This is a genomic window from Ruminococcus sp. AF17-22AC (genome assembly GCF_003460065.1).
Lineage (GTDB): Bacteria > Bacillota > Clostridia > Lachnospirales > Lachnospiraceae > Blautia_A.
In genome coordinates, this window is record NZ_QRXT01000012.1 from 37,539 (window position 1) to 53,575 (window position 16,037).

The 16,037-nt window shown below is 43.2% G+C and carries 8 protein-coding genes and 1 other annotated feature; of the genes, 6 read left to right on the forward strand and 2 right to left on the reverse strand.

Annotation, left to right across the window (positions count from 1 at the left end):
- Positions 1–8 precede the first annotated feature (8 nt).
- On the reverse strand, positions 9–2,108 hold the full coding sequence (locus DWW86_RS14255) for a CDP-glycerol glycerophosphotransferase family protein (RefSeq protein ID WP_117943771.1): 2,100 nt from the start codon (positions 2,106–2,108) through the stop codon (positions 9–11).
- A 164-nt stretch (positions 2,109–2,272) separates the two neighbouring features.
- On the opposite strand from DWW86_RS14255, the gene DWW86_RS14260 reads away from it, so the two are divergent.
- Positions 2,273–3,412 carry a hypothetical protein gene (locus DWW86_RS14260; protein WP_117943772.1) on the forward strand — a complete coding sequence of 380 codons (1,140 nt, stop codon included), beginning with the start codon at positions 2,273–2,275 and terminating at the stop codon, positions 3,410–3,412.
- Here DWW86_RS14260 and DWW86_RS14265 read toward each other — a convergent pair.
- Positions 3,393–5,021 (reverse strand): CDP-glycerol glycerophosphotransferase family protein, encoded by a 1,629-nt coding sequence (locus DWW86_RS14265; protein ID WP_117943773.1) that lies wholly within the window; start codon positions 5,019–5,021, stop codon positions 3,393–3,395. The genes DWW86_RS14260 and DWW86_RS14265 overlap by 20 nt on opposite strands.
- 80 nt (positions 5,022–5,101) lie before the next feature.
- Positions 5,102–5,235, forward strand: a sequence feature (ribosomal protein L10 leader region).
- Positions 5,236–5,272: 37 nt separating this feature from the next.
- Between DWW86_RS14265 and rplJ the strand changes: the two genes are divergently transcribed.
- The 5 genes from rplJ (at position 5,273) to DWW86_RS14290 (ending at position 16,031) form a co-directional block, all read left to right on the forward strand.
- Positions 5,273–5,788 (forward strand): 50S ribosomal protein L10, encoded by a 516-nt coding sequence (gene rplJ / locus DWW86_RS14270; RefSeq protein WP_072522264.1) that lies wholly within the window; start codon positions 5,273–5,275, stop codon positions 5,786–5,788.
- Positions 5,789–5,905: 117 nt separating this feature from the next.
- A complete protein-coding gene (gene rplL, locus DWW86_RS14275; RefSeq protein ID WP_015541728.1) occupies positions 5,906–6,280 on the forward strand; it encodes a 50S ribosomal protein L7/L12 in 375 nt (124 codons plus the stop codon).
- Between the two features lie 254 nt (positions 6,281–6,534).
- Positions 6,535–10,392, forward strand: coding sequence for a DNA-directed RNA polymerase subunit beta (rpoB, locus tag DWW86_RS14280; RefSeq protein ID WP_072522263.1), 3,858 nt, complete (start codon positions 6,535–6,537; stop codon positions 10,390–10,392).
- A gap of 17 nt (positions 10,393–10,409) precedes the next feature.
- The gene (rpoC, locus tag DWW86_RS14285; protein WP_072522262.1) at positions 10,410–14,105 is read left to right on the forward strand and encodes a DNA-directed RNA polymerase subunit beta'; all 3,696 of its coding nucleotides are present in this window, start codon (positions 10,410–10,412) and stop codon (positions 14,103–14,105) included.
- A 201-nt stretch (positions 14,106–14,306) separates the two neighbouring features.
- On the forward strand, positions 14,307–16,031 hold the full coding sequence (locus tag DWW86_RS14290; RefSeq protein ID WP_286187736.1) for a serine/threonine-protein kinase: 1,725 nt from the start codon (positions 14,307–14,309) through the stop codon (positions 16,029–16,031).
- The last annotated feature ends 6 nt before the right edge of the window (positions 16,032–16,037 follow it).

Sequence of the window (16,037 nt, forward strand, 5' to 3'; positions counted from 1 at the left end):
AAGAGCGATTATTTCCGCTTCATCCATTTTTTGATTTCTTCACAGATATGTCTGCTGTGTTCATGATCTTCAAACTGGAAGTATTCCTGCTGCATTTTTTCGTATTTGGGCTCCATACGGAAATTGTTCTGAATTGTTTTTTCCAGGGAATCCAGCAGCTGATCAAGTGTTTCGGCACGATCACCAAAGAGGTCTGTCTTCATATCGATATAACTTCCATGCGCTTCATTGTATTTGTCCAGATCAAACTGGTAAAACAGAGTCGGCTTGTTCTGGTACAGGACATCCCAGGAGACACTGGAATAATCCGTGATCAGCATTTTGCACTGCATAAGCAGTTCATTTACCGGTGTGTCACCGAACGATTTCAGGTGAATACGGTCACTTGCAATGTGGAAAGATTCTGTATGTGCCTGGAAGATCGCGTGCAGATAAAAGTTTGCATGCAGATCATATTTTTCCAGAAGATCTTTAAAACGCTGAGAATTGAGCAATGCTGCATAATGACGGAAATAGTCGCTTTCTTCAAACTCGCGGTCGGAAGCGCCTTCCAGCCAGCTTCTCCACGTCGGCATAACCAGAATATCATGTGAATCCTGTGATTTATCTTTTAATACATCCCAGCGTGCAAAACCGGTATTGATAACTTCATCTGGTTCATAATTGAAATTGTCGATTACGATCTGTTTTTCTTTTTCACTGGTAACAACAAAAAGATCACAGCTGCCCGGCTTGCCTTTGCCATAAAAGAAATCAACCCGTTTCAGCGCAGTAACCCCATGCTGGAGGAATACAAACGGCAGTTTCTTTGTATATCTGGTAAAAATACTGTGGCGGCTTCGCTGTGCATAAATGTGGCTGCGGGCATCGGTGCTTACGAGCAATTCTGCGGCAAGAATATAACACATGTGTCGGATCGTCATAAAGTGTACAACATTTTTCTTATATGGACGGATCATATCGTAATCAGGAGAATCCTTAGTGATTATGTAGTAAATTTTCTGTCCAAGGTATGTTTCTTCGTCATTTTCCATGCAGTGTTTGAAGAAATAATATCCGTTGTCCTGAGCTCTGGTGGAATATTTTTCGTCTACGAGGCAGATGTGTTTCTTTTTCCAGTAAGGCTTTGCTATATTATAGAGAAACATTGCGGTAAATTCTTTCAAAACGATATCAAAGCCATCGTATTGTTCGCGGGCACGATTGACCAGTGCCAGTTTGGTACCTCCGGTGTAATAAGGATAGACATAAAAGTCATCCGGTGTATGGAAAGAACCGTTATACAGGAATTTCATGAACATACGACGTCGCGTGGGAATTGTGATCTGTATACGGTTGGTGCGATTATTTGTCGGATCGAAAACCTCTACGTAAATATCCCAGTAAAGACCATTCCATGTGACAGTATGGAGATCCAGAGAAATTTTGATACGGAGCATATCGCCATGTTTTCTGGTGCTGACTGTGGTGAAGTCGTAGGCTATGGCAGCTTCGGCAAGCTTATTGCGGAAGCGGAAAATCGTTTTTACATATTCAAGCGAATCCGGTTTGAGATCAAATGTGATTTTCAAAATTCCGCCGCGCATACTGAGCCCTCTCAGATCACAGATATGGGTTACCTGAATAAAGCGGTTACGGCTGCAGAGAGTAATCCAGAATGCATGGGAATCGTCAGCAGCAGGCTGGAGAAGTACAACACGTTCGGTCTGTACTTCCTTGATATCATCTTTGAGATAAATATCCTCTATAAGAACAGCGGGTTTTATAGAACCTGCTGTCTCGGATGGTGGACAGAGACGGTACAGATGAACATCTGAATTGCTTGCGGTCTCCACAGTCAGATAGAAAAAATTGGTGCCGGTAAGCTCATAAAAAGCTTCTATAAAAGAAAAATCCAGAAGATATGTGTCCGGATCCGGACGGGAAACCTCCGGAAATAATTGCATGCCTGTTTTGTTGTGCTTTAAAATAAATCGAAGAGATGCATCTGGGTCTGCAGAGAAGTCTATAAGTTTCAGAGTGATTTTTCCATTTGCAGCAGATATGATCTCTGTGGTAATACAATCTGTTGCTGACAGATCATATGGTGAAATCTTTTTGCTGAGCATAGTGCCTCCTTGAGTAATGTGTCCTTTCTGATGGACAGTTTCTGAAATTTGTGTATTCATTATAACATAGGGGAGAGTGCAAAACAACGAGGAGAAAATTGACAAAGGATATTGCCGTGGGATAAAATAGTCTGAAAGGCAGAAAATCAGAAAGGAAAATACGGATGAAGGCAGAAAGCAGATTTACCAAGAATAATACGTTGGCAGTAAAGGGAATTGCGATTTCTTTTTTGCTTTTTTATCATTGCTTCTCGCAGGCATCAAGAATGGGTGGGGGGGCATCGGTGGATTTTACACCGCTTTCCAGAGAAGCAGCAATGATGATCAGCCGCTGCATGGTACAGTGTGTCGGTCTGTTTGCTTTTTTGTCTGTTTATGGACTTACACGTTCTGTGAAAAAGAAATATCAGTCCTTTGAGTTCAGCGGCCGTGAAGGAACATTGCTTGTACTGGAACGCTATCTGCATCTGGTACTGTTCTTTACAGTTCCGTTTTTCTTCTGTATGGGCGTGACATTTCTGACAGATACATCCAGTTATGCGAAGGGACTGGTAAGTACACTGGTCAGCATTGTCATGGATTTCTTCTGTGTGGGACATCTTTTTGGTACACAGGTGCTGATCAGTACCTGGTGGTACTTAAGCCTGGAAGTTCTTCTTATTGTATTTCTTCCGTTTGTCCTGCGCTTTTACAGAAAATACAGTTGGCTGATCGTATTGATGTTTCTGATTCCGGGAAGTTTTCTGATAGAAAAGAATGTACATCTTACAAAATACCTGTTTGTGATGCCGCTTGCAGTGTGCTTTGCGGATCAGGATGTGTTGGAGCGGATTCGAGATTTTATGATCGTCAGAAACAAATGGTTGAATAAACTTATTAAATTTATGATAGAAACAATCATTATGTGTGCGCTTTTTATATTCTGGTACAGTGCGTGGGGAAGAGAACATTTTGAATTTGTCCTGAATGGACTGATTCCGGCGTCTGTGATCTGCTGGTCGTATGAATTTTTGATCGATCTTCCGGTAATTCGCGAAATCCTGCAGTTCATGGGAAAACATTCTGCGAATGTATTTTACATACATAGTTTTATCCGTGCAAAATGGATTGGAAATTTTGTATATTCCTTTGGACATGCATTTCTGATCTGGTTTGTATTGATGGCGAGCAGCATCGTGATTTCAATTTTTTTGGAAGGAATCAAAAAAGCCGTTCGGTTTGAACGGCTTTCAGGAAAGATATCAGATGGAATTATAGGATGGGCAGACAGAGCGCTCTGGTGTGTCAGCAGAAACGACGTTTGATAGCCACGCAGATCTGTCGGCTGTGCTGCTGGTCTTTGAACTGAAAATATTCTGAACGCTGTCGGGCATAGACTGGTTTTAATGCGAAGTCATGTTCGGCAGCTTCTTCTATATAATCAAACAGTTCAGCGGAAGTTTCAGCACGGTCGCCAAACAGATCTTTGCGCATATCAATGTAGCTTCCGTGTGCCTCGTTATATTGGTCAAGGTCAAACTGATAAAACAGAGTTGGTTTGTTTTGATAAAGCATGTCCCAGCAGACACTGGAATAATCCGTAATCAGCATGCGGCATTTCATCAGCATCTCATTTACGGGTGTATCGCCAAAGGAGAGCACATGAATCCGATCACTGGCTGCATGGAAGGTTTTAAGGTGACTCTGGAATTTGGCATGCAGATAAAAATAAATCTGCAGGTCATGCTTTTCCAATATTTCATTGAAATGCCCGGAGTTGAGAAGCAGCATATAGTTTCGGAAGTACGTACTGTCTTCGAATGCTTCATCTGAAACAGAATCAAGCCAGTTTCGCCAGGTCGGCATAATCAGGATATTATGGCTGTCCTGAGAGCAATCTTTCAGAACATCCCAGCGTGCAAAGCCGGTATTGGCGACTTCAGCCGGTTCATAACCAAAATTGTCGAGAATGATTTTTTCTTCCATCGTATTTGTGACGATAAAGAGATCACAGGCACTGCGGTTTCCTTTTCCATAAATAGAATCAACACGTTTCAGGGCAGTTACGCCGTGTTGGAGAAAAACAGATTTCTTCTTTTTTATATAGCGGTTAAAAATACTGTGCCGACACTGTGTCGCATATGCATGATATTTAGAGTCGGAACTGACGATCAGATCTGCGGCGAGAAGGCTGCACATGTGGCGGAGCGACATAAATGGTACGACATTTTTGCTGTAAGGTGAGACTTTCGGATAGTCCGGTGATTTCCTGTCAATAATATAGAGGATCTTCTTGTTCAAATAAGACTGTTCGTTATTTTCCATACAGTGTTTGAAAAAGTAATAGCCGTTATCCTGTGCCATGGAAGAAAATTTTTCACATACAAGGCAGATATGCTGTTTTTTCCAGTAGCTGCGAGTGAGACGGTAGAGCAGGACTGCAAACATCTCTTTATAAATAAGAAAAGTGCCATCGTATGGGGTACACTCACGGTAGGCGAATGCGAGCGTTTTGTCTCCGGTATAAAACGGATAGAAAGAAAAGCCGTTTTCGGTATGATGCGCTCCGTTATAAAGGAATTTATGAAAAAGCCGTTGCCGGGTATCCATATGGACAGGAATCTCTGTAAGCTCCCCGGATGCAGGATCTTCCAATATGATGTACACGTGCCAGTACAGGCTTTTGAGCAGCAGATCCTTAAGGTTCAGCGAAATCTGCAGGCGCACAGTGGATTTTCTATCAGCAATGTAATCTGTCCGGAAATCAAAGGAAGTGGCGTCTTTATCCAGTTTATTCTGATAGGAGAGGATAGTTTTTACATATTTAAAAGGACCGGCTGTAAGATCTGCGCGGATATTCAGGTTTCCATGGCGGATCCGGATAGAGCGCAGAGAGCAGGACGCAGCCGGGGTGGAAAGTATCTGATCGGTCATAAGTCCTCCGAAAAATTTTTTCTATATTATATCATAAAAAAATTAGAATAAACAGTTGACATGAAGAAAAAGATATGATAATTTAATATAGAACGCTGCCGAAGACAGTAGGTGCCGTAAGGCATAAGGATCAAAACGCCTACCGAGGACTAAGTATTCTATTTAAGATTACAGAGACCTTACTGTCATGCAGTAAGGCTTTTTTTATGTTTTGACGCGGCGGTATAAATCTATAAGGAGGTGTACCATTTATGGCAAAAGTAGAACTGAAACAACCAATCGTAGAAGAAATCTCAAACAGCATTAAAGACGCACAGGCAGTAGTACTTGTTAACTACAGTGGTCTTACAGTTGAACAGGATACAATTCTGCGTAAGGAATTAAGAGAAGCTGGTGTTCAGTACAAAGTTTACAAAAACACAATGATGAAACGTGCATTCGCAGGTACTGATTGTGAAGAACTTAGCCAGCATCTGGAAGGAACTAACGCTCTTGCAATTTCTACAACAGATGCTACAGCACCGGCAAGAATCCTTGCTAAATATGCAAAACAGTTCCCGGCTCTTGAACTCATCGCAGGTGTAGTTGAAGGAGCATACAATGATCAGGCTGGAATCCAGGCTCTGTCTCAGGTTCCGTCCAGAGAAGAACTTCTTGGAAAACTTCTTGGAAGCATCCAGTCCCCTATTACCAACTTTGCTCGTGTGCTTAATCAGATCGCAGAGGCAAATGGTGGAGCAGCTGAAACAGAAGCAGCCGCTGAATAATAAAGTGAATTTGATGTAATCAAATTTGCGATACGCAAACGTAGCGTAGCGGAGTTCGCGGTTCCCGTAAGTAACTGCGATTAATGAGAATAATCTAAAAAATGGAGGAAAATTAAAATGGCAAAATTAACAACAGAAGAATTTATTGCAGCAATCAAAGAATTATCTGTATTAGAATTAAATGAACTCGTAAAAGCTTGCGAAGAAGAATTCGGTGTATCCGCAGCAGCAGGTGTTGTAGTAGCAGCAGCTGGAGCAGCTGGAGAAGCAGCAGAAGAAAAAGATGAATTCGACGTAGAACTGACAGAAGTTGGACCGAACAAAGTAAAAGTTATCAAAGTTGTTCGTGAAGTTACCGGTCTTGGACTGAAAGAAGCTAAAGCAGTAGTTGACGGTGCTCCGAAGGTTGTTAAAGAAGGCGCATCCAAAGCAGAAGCTGAAGACATCAAAACAAAACTTGAAGCAGAAGGCGCTAAGATCACTCTTAAATAATTCTGTTAAAGAACGAAGCGATACGGGGACACCTTATGGTGTCCCTGTTTTTGCGTTACATGGTATATAGAAAAAAATGTCGGGAACATTTTTGAGATAAAAATCAAGGCGAAAATTTAAAAAAGTTGTTGACAGGTTGACATTGCTATGCTATAGTGAAGAATGCTATATTATGGCAAGGATATGCCTGTTTATCTCAAACCGTAAACAGGATCATGTTGTAAAATAAATAAAAAAACAGGGGTGAAACGTCAATGGAAAAAAACAGAATTCGTTCTGTAAAAACTGGAAAAAGCATGCGCATGAGCTACCAGAGACAAAAAGAAGTTCTGGAAATGCCGAATTTGATTGAAGTCCAGAAAGATTCCTATAAGTGGTTTCTCGATGAGGGCCTCAAAGAAGTGTTTGATGATATTTCTCCGATCGCGGATTATGGCGGAAAGTTCAGCCTGGAATTCATCGATTTCACGTACGATGCAAAAGATGCAAAATACACCATCGAACAGTGCAAAGAACGTGACGTAACTTACGCGGCACCTTTGAAGGTTCGCGTGCGACTGATTAACAAAGAAACAGAGGAAATCAACGAACACGAGATCTTTATGGGAGATCTTCCGTTAATGACAGAGACAGGTACTTTTGTTATCAACGGTGCTGAGCGTGTTATCGTTAGCCAGCTGGTGCGTTCCCCTGGTATCTACTATGCGATTGCGCATGATAAAATTGGTAAGAGATTATTTTCCAGTACTGTTATTCCGAACAGAGGTGCATGGCTGGAATATGAGACTGATTCCAATGATGTCTTCTATGTACGTGTGGACAGAACCCGTAAGGTTCCGATCACTGTGCTGATTCGTGCCCTTGGTATCGGCACCAATGCAGAAATCGTAGAATTATTTGGTGAAGAGCCAAAAATCCTCGCAAGTTTTGCAAAAGATACATCTACCAACTATCAGGAAGGTCTTCTTGAATTATATAAGAAGATCCGTCCGGGCGAGCCGCTTGCAGTAGAGAGCGCTGAGAGCCTTATCATGGCAATGTTCTTCGATCCGAGAAGATATGACCTTGCCAAAGTTGGACGTTATAAATTTAATAAGAAACTTCACTTTAACAAACGTATTGTCGGACACAAGCTTGGTGAGACTGTTGTGGATCCGTCTACAGGAGAAATCCTTGCAGAAGAAGGAACCAACGTAACAGTTGAACTTGCTGACAAGATTCAGAATGCAGCAGTACCATTCGTATGGATTCAGGGTGAAGAACGTAAGATCAAAGTTCTTTCCAGTATGATGGTCGATATCACTGCGCATGTTGATCTTGACTGTGATCCGAAAGACTTAGGTGTTACAGAATTAGTATACTATCCTGTACTCGAAAAGATTCTGGAAGAAAATGATAATCTTGAGGATATCAAAGCTGCTATCCAGAGAGATATCCATGACCTTATTCCGAAGCATATCACAAAGGAAGACATCCTTGCTTCCATCAACTACAATATGCATCTGGAATACGGAATCGGACATGATGACGATATCGACCATCTGGGCAACCGTCGTATCCGTTCTGTTGGTGAACTTCTTCAGAACCAGTATCGTATCGGTCTTTCCAGACTGGAAAGAGTTGTACGTGAACGTATGACAACTCAGGATACAGAGAATGTTTCTCCGCAGTCCCTGATCAATATCAAACCTGTAACTGCAGCAGTGAAAGAGTTCTTCGGTTCTTCTCAGCTGTCACAGTTTATGGATCAGAACAACCCTCTTGGTGAGCTGACACATAAGAGACGTCTTTCCGCACTGGGACCTGGCGGTCTGTCACGAGACAGAGCAGGATTCGAGGTACGAGATGTCCACTATTCTCACTATGGTCGTATGTGCCCAATCGAGACACCTGAAGGTCCGAACATCGGTCTGATCAACTCCCTTGCATCCTATGCAAGAATCAACGAATATGGATTCATCGAGGCTCCATATCGCAGAATCAATAAAGAAGATCCGGCAAATCCGGTCGTAACGGAAGAAGTTGTTTACATGACAGCAGATGAAGAAGATAACTATCATGTAGCACAGGCGAACGAGCCGCTGGATGAAGAAGGACATTTCGTTCATAAGAACGTATCCGGTCGTTTCCGTGAAGAAACACAGGAATATGAAAAACGTATGTTTGACTACATGGACGTATCTCCTAAGATGGTATTCTCTGTAGCTACAGCGCTGATTCCGTTCCTGCAGAACGATGATGCTAACCGTGCGCTGATGGGATCCAACATGCAGCGTCAGGCAGTGCCGCTTCTTACAACAGAGGCTCCTGTAGTTGGAACCGGTATGGAAACAAAGACAGCAGTCGATTCCGGTGTTTGTGTACTTGCAAAGAAATCCGGTACTGTTCTTCGTTCCACATCTACTGATATTACGATCAAAAACGATGACGGAACAAAAGATGATTATCATCTGATCAAATTCCTTCGCAGTAACCAGAGCAACTGCTACAACCAGAAACCAATCGTGTTCCAGGGTGAGCATGTAGAGGCTGGTCAGGTTATCGCAGATGGTCCTTCTACCGCGAATGGTGAACTTGCCCTTGGTAAGAACCCACTGATCGGATTCATGACATGGGAAGGTTACAACTATGAGGATGCTGTCCTCTTAAGTGAAAGACTGGTAATGAACGATGTTTACACTTCTGTCCATATTGAAGAATATGAAGCAGAAGCCAGAGATACAAAGCTCGGACCGGAAGAGATTACACGAGATGTTCCGGGTGTCGGCGATGATGCTCTGAAAGATCTGGATGAGCGTGGTATCATCCGCATCGGTGCAGAAGTTCGTGCCGGTGATATTCTTGTCGGTAAAGTTACTCCTAAGGGCGAGACAGAACTGACCGCAGAAGAACGTCTTCTGCGTGCTATTTTCGGTGAGAAAGCAAGAGAAGTCCGCGATACTTCCCTTAAAGTTCCTCATGGTGAATATGGTATTATCGTAGATGCCAAAGTATTTACAAGAGAGAACGGCGATGAGCTGTCCCCTGGTGTAAATCAGGCAGTACGTATTTATATTGCTCAGAAACGTAAGATTTCTGTTGGTGACAAGATGGCTGGTCGTCATGGTAACAAGGGTGTCGTTTCACGAGTACTCCCTGTTGAAGATATGCCATTCCTGCCGAATGGACGTCCGCTGGATATTGTACTGAACCCTCTGGGTGTACCTTCCCGTATGAACATCGGTCAGGTCCTTGAGATCCACTTAAGTCTTGCTGCCAAAGCTCTTGGATTCAACGTTGCAACACCTGTATTTGATGGTGCAAGCGAAATTGATATTCAGGATACTCTGGAACTGGCAAATGATTATGTAAATATTGAAGACTTTGAAGAGTTCCGTGCAAAATATCAGGATACACTTGCTCCTGATGTCATGGAATATCTTGACGAGCACAAAGACCACAGAGAACTGTGGAAAGGCGTTCCAATCTCCAGAGATGGTAAGGTACAGCTTCGTGACGGACGTACCGGCGAGTATTTCGACGGTCGTGTAACAATCGGACACATGCACTACCTGAAACTGCATCATCTGGTTGATGATAAGATCCATGCACGTTCTACAGGTCCTTACTCACTCGTAACACAGCAGCCTCTGGGTGGTAAAGCTCAGTTTGGTGGACAGCGTTTCGGTGAGATGGAGGTTTGGGCTCTGGAGGCATATGGTGCTTCTTATACACTGCAGGAGATCCTGACCGTTAAATCCGATGATGTTGTTGGTCGTGTGAAGACATACGAAGCAATCATCAAAGGTGACAATATCCCTGAACCGGGAATTCCGGAATCCTTCAAGGTACTGTTAAAAGAACTTCAGTCTCTGGGACTTGATGTCAAAGTTCTCAAAGATGACAATACAGAAGTACATTTACTCGAGTCCGTAGATTATGGCGATACAGATCTTCGTTCCGTAATCGAAGGCGACAGCAGACATCACAGAGAAGAAGAATCCTTCGGTAAACATGGCTATACAAAGCAGGAATTCGAAGGTGAAGAACTCGTAGATGTTGAAGAGGATGAGGACGAAGAAGATGATTTCATCGATTTCGACGAATCCTATGATGATGAAGACGACAAGTAAGAAAGGGGAAAGAATACATGGCAGAAACAACCACAGCCAATGAAACATATCAGCCAATGACTTTCGATGCCATCAAGATCGGACTGGCGTCCCCTGAGAAGATCAGAGAATGGTCCAGAGGTGAGGTACTGAAACCGGAAACCATTAACTACCGTACTCTGAAACCAGAGAAGGACGGACTTTTCTGTGAGAAAATTTTCGGGCCAAGCAAGGACTGGGAGTGCCATTGTGGTAAATACAAAAAGATCCGTTATAAAGGTGTTGTCTGTGACCGATGCGGTGTAGAAGTTACAAAAGCATCTGTCAGAAGAGAACGTATGGGACACATTGAGCTTGCCGCTCCGGTATCCCATATCTGGTATTTCAAAGGAATCCCGTCAAGAATGGGACTGATCCTTGATCTTTCTCCGAGAACATTGGAAAAGGTTTTATACTTTGCAAACTATATTGTGTTGGATCCGGCAGACTCCGGACTTCAGTACAAACAGGTTCTTACAGAGAAGGAGTATCAGGATGCGCGTGAAGCATACGGATACAACTTCCGTGTAGGAATGGGTGCAGAGTCTATTATGGAACTGCTCAAAGCAATTGACCTCGAAAAAGACGCTGCAGAGCTGAAAGCTGAACTGGTTGATGCTACAGGACAGAAACGTGCCAGAATCATCAAGAGACTGGAAGTGGTAGAGTCCTTCCGCGAATCAGGAAACCGTCCGGAATGGATGATCATGACCGCAATCCCGGTTATCCCGCCGGATCTGCGTCCTATGGTACAGCTTGATGGTGGACGTTTTGCAACATCTGACCTGAATGACCTGTACAGAAGAATCATCAACCGTAATAACCGTCTGAAACGTCTTCTGGAGCTGGGCGCACCGGATATCATTGTGCGTAACGAAAAACGTATGCTTCAGGAAGCAGTAGACGCTCTGATCGACAACGGTCGTCGTGGCCGTCCGGTAACAGGACCTGGAAACAGAGCCCTCAAATCTCTTTCCGATATGCTGAAAGGTAAATCCGGACGTTTCCGTCAGAACCTGCTCGGTAAACGAGTTGACTACTCCGGACGTTCTGTTATCGTTGTTGGACCGGAACTTAAGATTTATCAGTGTGGTCTTCCGAAAGAAATGGCAATCGAGCTGTTCAAACCTTTCGTTATGAAAGAACTCGTTGCAAACGGAACTTCACACAACATCAAAAATGCTAAAAAAATGGTTGAAAAGCTTCAGCCGGAAGTATGGGATGTACTGGAAGATGTCATCAAAGAACATCCGGTTATGCTGAACCGTGCACCTACACTGCATCGTCTGGGTATCCAGGCATTTGAGCCGATCCTTGTAGAAGGTAAAGCTATCAAACTTCATCCACTCGTTTGTACCGCGTTCAACGCTGACTTCGATGGTGACCAGATGGCTGTTCATCTTCCGCTTTCACAGGAAGCTCAGGCAGAGTGCCGTTTCCTTCTGCTTTCACCAAACAACCTTCTGAAACCTTCAGATGGTGGTCCGGTAGCCGTTCCTTCACAGGATATGGTCCTTGGTATCTACTATCTGACACAGGAAAGACCTGGAAATCCGGGAGAAGGTAAGTTCTTCAAGAGCGTAAACGAAGCAATTCTTGCTTATGAAAATAAAGTTATCACTCTTCAGTCAAAAATCAAAGTTCGCTGCACAAGAACTCTGGCAGACGGAAGAGAAATGACAGGTATCGTAGAATCTACACTTGGTCGTTTCCTGTTTAACGAAATCCTTCCGCAGGATCTTGGATTCGTAGACAGAAGCATCCCGGGCAATGAACTTCTCCTTGAAGTTGATTTCCTGGTAGGTAAGAAACAGCTGAAACAGATTCTGGAAAAAGTCATCAATACACACGGAGTAACAAAGACAGCAGAAGTTCTTGATGATATCAAGGCTACCGGTTACAAATACTCCACACGTGCTGCAATGACTGTATCCATTTCCGATATGACTGTGCCGCCTCAGAAACCAGAGATGATCCAGAATGCACAGAATATCGTTGACAAGATCACAAAGAACTACAAACGTGGTCTTATTACCGAAGAAGAGCGATATAAAGAAGTCGTTGAAACATGGAAGAAGACTGACGATGAGCTTACAAAAGCACTTCTGAATGGTCTTGATAAATACAACAACATCTTCATGATGGCTGACTCTGGTGCCCGTGGTTCCGACAAACAGATCAAACAGCTTGCAGGTATGCGAGGTCTGATGGCTGATACAACCGGTCATACGATCGAACTTCCTATCAAATCAAACTTCCGTGAAGGTCTTGAAGTACTGGAATACTTCATGTCTGCGCATGGTGCTCGTAAAGGTATGTCCGATACAGCGCTTCGTACAGCCGATTCCGGTTATCTGACCAGACGAATGGTTGACGTTTCTCAGGAACTGATCGTTCGTGAAACCGACTGCTGTGAAAACAGAGACGAGATTTCCGGTATGTATGTCAAAGGTTTCATGGATGGCAAAGAGGAAATTGAAAACCTTCAGGAGCGTATCACAGGACGTTTCTCCTGCGAGACGATCACAAACAAAGATGGTGAAGTCCTTGTTAAAGCAAACCATATGATCACACCAAAACGTGCTGCCCGTATTATGAAAGAGGGCGTAAACGCAAATGGTGGTCCGATCGATGAAGTTAAGATCCGTACAATTCTGACCTGTAAATGCAAGGTTGGTGTCTGCGCGAAATGTTATGGTGCAAACATGGCAACCGGTGAAGCAGTTCAGGTTGGTGAGTCTGTTGGTATTATCGCAGCTCAGTCTATCGGTGAACCTGGTACACAGCTTACCATGCGTACATTCCATAGTGGTGGTGTAGCCGGTGGAGATATTACACAGGGTCTTCCTCGAGTTGAGGAGCTTTTCGAGGCAAGAAAGCCAAAAGGTCTTGCTATCATCACAGAAATCCCTGGTGTTGCTGTAATCAACGACACTAAGAAAAAGCGTGAGATTATCGTTACAAATCCGGAAAATGGCGATTCTAAGACATACCTGATTCCTTACGGATCACGTATCAAGATCGTTGACGGACAGGTTCTGGAGGCTGGTGATGAGCTGACAGAAGGTAGCGTAAACCCACATGACATTCTGAGAATTAAAGGCGTTCGTGCAGTTCAGGATTACATGCTTCGTGAAGTACAGCGTGTATATCGTCTGCAGGGTGTTGAGATCAGCGATAAACATATCGAAGTTCTCGTTCGCCAGATGCTGAAGAAGATCCGTATCGAAGAAAACGGAGATACAGATTTCCTTCCGGGAACACTTGTTGATGTTCTTGAATTTGAAGAAGTCAATGAAAAACTCGAAAAAGAAGGAAAGACACCTGCAGAAGGAAAACAGATTATGCTTGGTATCACCAAGGCATCTCTGGCAACAGAGTCCTTCCTGTCAGCAGCATCCTTCCAGGAGACAACTAAGGTTCTGACAGAAGCAGCAATCAAAGGTAAAGTAGACCATCTTGTAGGTCTGAAAGAAAACGTTATCATTGGTAAGCTGATTCCGGCCGGAACAGGTCTGAAACGTTACAGAGATATTCAGCTTGATACCGGGATGCCGGAAGAAATACCGGCAGAGTCCGAAGAAACTGCAGAAGCACTTCCAGAAGATGAAGAACTCCTCACAATGGATGATGCTGATGAAGAAATTCTGGACGATGTGGACGAAGAGCCGACAGAAGATACAACAGAAGAGTAAAAATATAGAGTCCCCAACTGTACTGCGGTACAGTTGGGGCTTTTTTGTCAGCAAATCATTCTTTATGAAGCTCTTATAAATATTGTATGAAAAAATCTGGAAAAATATCGAAAATTACAGACAGAGAAAGGTGGACATGCTATACTAGGAGCATATGAGAGATTATAAATGAAAAGAAATTTCAAGAAGGAAGGGAGGGGAATGATGGACAAACATCTGCCGGTATCTGTGTGGCCGGAATGGAAAATTGTTGAAAAAATCGGCGAAGGTTCTTTTGGTAAAGTTTATAAGGCATGCCGGACGGAGCAGGGAACAACATTTTATTCTGCAATAAAAGTCATCACAATCCCCTCAAATCAGGGCGAGCTGAGCAGTGTTCGCTCTGAAAGTCCAAATGAACAGTCAGTGAAGGAGTACTTCCAGGGACTTGTTGATGAGTGCATTCAGGAAGTCAGTACAATGGAATACTTCCGTGGAAATTCTTATGTTGTTTCCGTTGAAGACTACAAAGTAGTGGAATATCTGGATGACATCGGATGGGATATTTTTATCCGAATGGAATATCTTACAAGTTTTATGGAGTATTGCGCGGAGAATCCACTGAAAGAAGAGGATGTGATCCGCCTTGGAATAGATCTTTGTAAAGCACTGGAGTATTGTCAGTGCCAGAATATCATACATCGCGATATCAAACCGGAGAATATTTTTGTATCGAGATTTGGCGAATTCAAACTGGGAGATTTTGGAATTGCCCGTGAACTGGACCGGTCGATGAGCGGATTATCTAAAAAAGGCACATTTTCCTATATGGCCCCGGAGATGTATAAAGGCGAAGAATACGATGCCAGGGTAGATATCTATTCACTGGGAATTGTTTTATATAAACTCTGCAATCATAATAGACTGCCTTTTATCAGTCTGCAAAAGCAGCTGATTACATACCATGACAAAGAAAATGCGCTCAATCGAAGGATGTCCGGAGAAGAATTGCCGATGCCGGTGCAGGCAGATAAGGTTTTGAGCGAAGTGATCCTGAAAGCATGTGCTTATGACCGCGATGAACGGTATCGGACAGCAGAAGAGTTCCGGGAAGCACTGGAACGTGTAAAAGCCGGTGAAGATATTTCGCCAAAACACAGTCAGCACAAACATAAACAGACCAGTCAACCGGCCAAAATTATGGATGGGACGACAGAGCAGCCGGGAGAAAACTTCGAAAAAACTGTGGCAGTCCGAAAACCGGTACAGAAACAGGCAACAGTTTCAGAGTTAAAAAAGAGTGTTCCACAGAGGAAACCAGCGAAAAAGAAACGCAAAAAATTTGATCCACTGGTAGCCGCAGTTCTGATCATGTTTATAGCTGTATGCGTAATTATCGGTGTATTTATCTGGATGCTCAGGGCAAATGCAGAACTGCAGCAACTGAAAAAATCCGTAACAGAAACAGTTCAGACTGCAGAGAACAAACAGCTTCAGGAGACTCTGGAGAAGATTCAGGCTCAGGCTACAGAAATCAGTGATAACCTGAATGATTACAGCTGGATCGGTTCAGAAGATCAGGGAAAGATCAGCTATCTGAAACAACTTGATGATGGTAATGTTCAGCTGATGAAGGTTCTGATCTATCCTTCTATGTCAAAGGACGGGTATTATCAGGAGTATTACTATTGGGACGATGAGTTGTTTTTTGCTTACATATGGGCGGATAGTCATACATTGAGTACTTTGAAAGACGGAGAACAGAAGGTTGACCGTTATTATTATGATGATGGCAAATTAGTACGCTGGATCGATGAAAAGAACCGCTGTCATGATAACGAAACTGACAATGATGAATACAAGAGTCGTGGAGAAAAGTACTGGAATCTCGCAGAAGAATATAAGAATCAGCTGAATCTTTCAACTGAAAATAACACTGAATCATAAGAAAGG

Coding starts and splice junctions, on each gene's coding strand:
- rpoB (WP_072522263.1), top strand. CDS start 6,535: ATGGAAAAAAACAGAATTCGTTCTGTAAAAACTGGAAAAAGCATGCGC.
- DWW86_RS14290 (WP_286187736.1), top strand. CDS start 14,307: ATGATGGACAAACATCTGCCGGTATCTGTGTGGCCGGAATGGAAAATT.
- rplJ (WP_072522264.1), top strand. CDS start 5,273: ATGGCAAAAGTAGAACTGAAACAACCAATCGTAGAAGAAATCTCAAAC.
- DWW86_RS14260 (WP_117943772.1), top strand. CDS start 2,273: ATGAAGGCAGAAAGCAGATTTACCAAGAATAATACGTTGGCAGTAAAG.
- DWW86_RS14265 (WP_117943773.1), bottom strand. CDS start 5,021: ATGACCGATCAGATACTTTCCACCCCGGCTGCGTCCTGCTCTCTGCGC.
- DWW86_RS14255 (WP_117943771.1), bottom strand. CDS start 2,108: ATGCTCAGCAAAAAGATTTCACCATATGATCTGTCAGCAACAGATTGT.
- rplL (WP_015541728.1), top strand. CDS start 5,906: ATGGCAAAATTAACAACAGAAGAATTTATTGCAGCAATCAAAGAATTA.
- rpoC (WP_072522262.1), top strand. CDS start 10,410: ATGGCAGAAACAACCACAGCCAATGAAACATATCAGCCAATGACTTTC.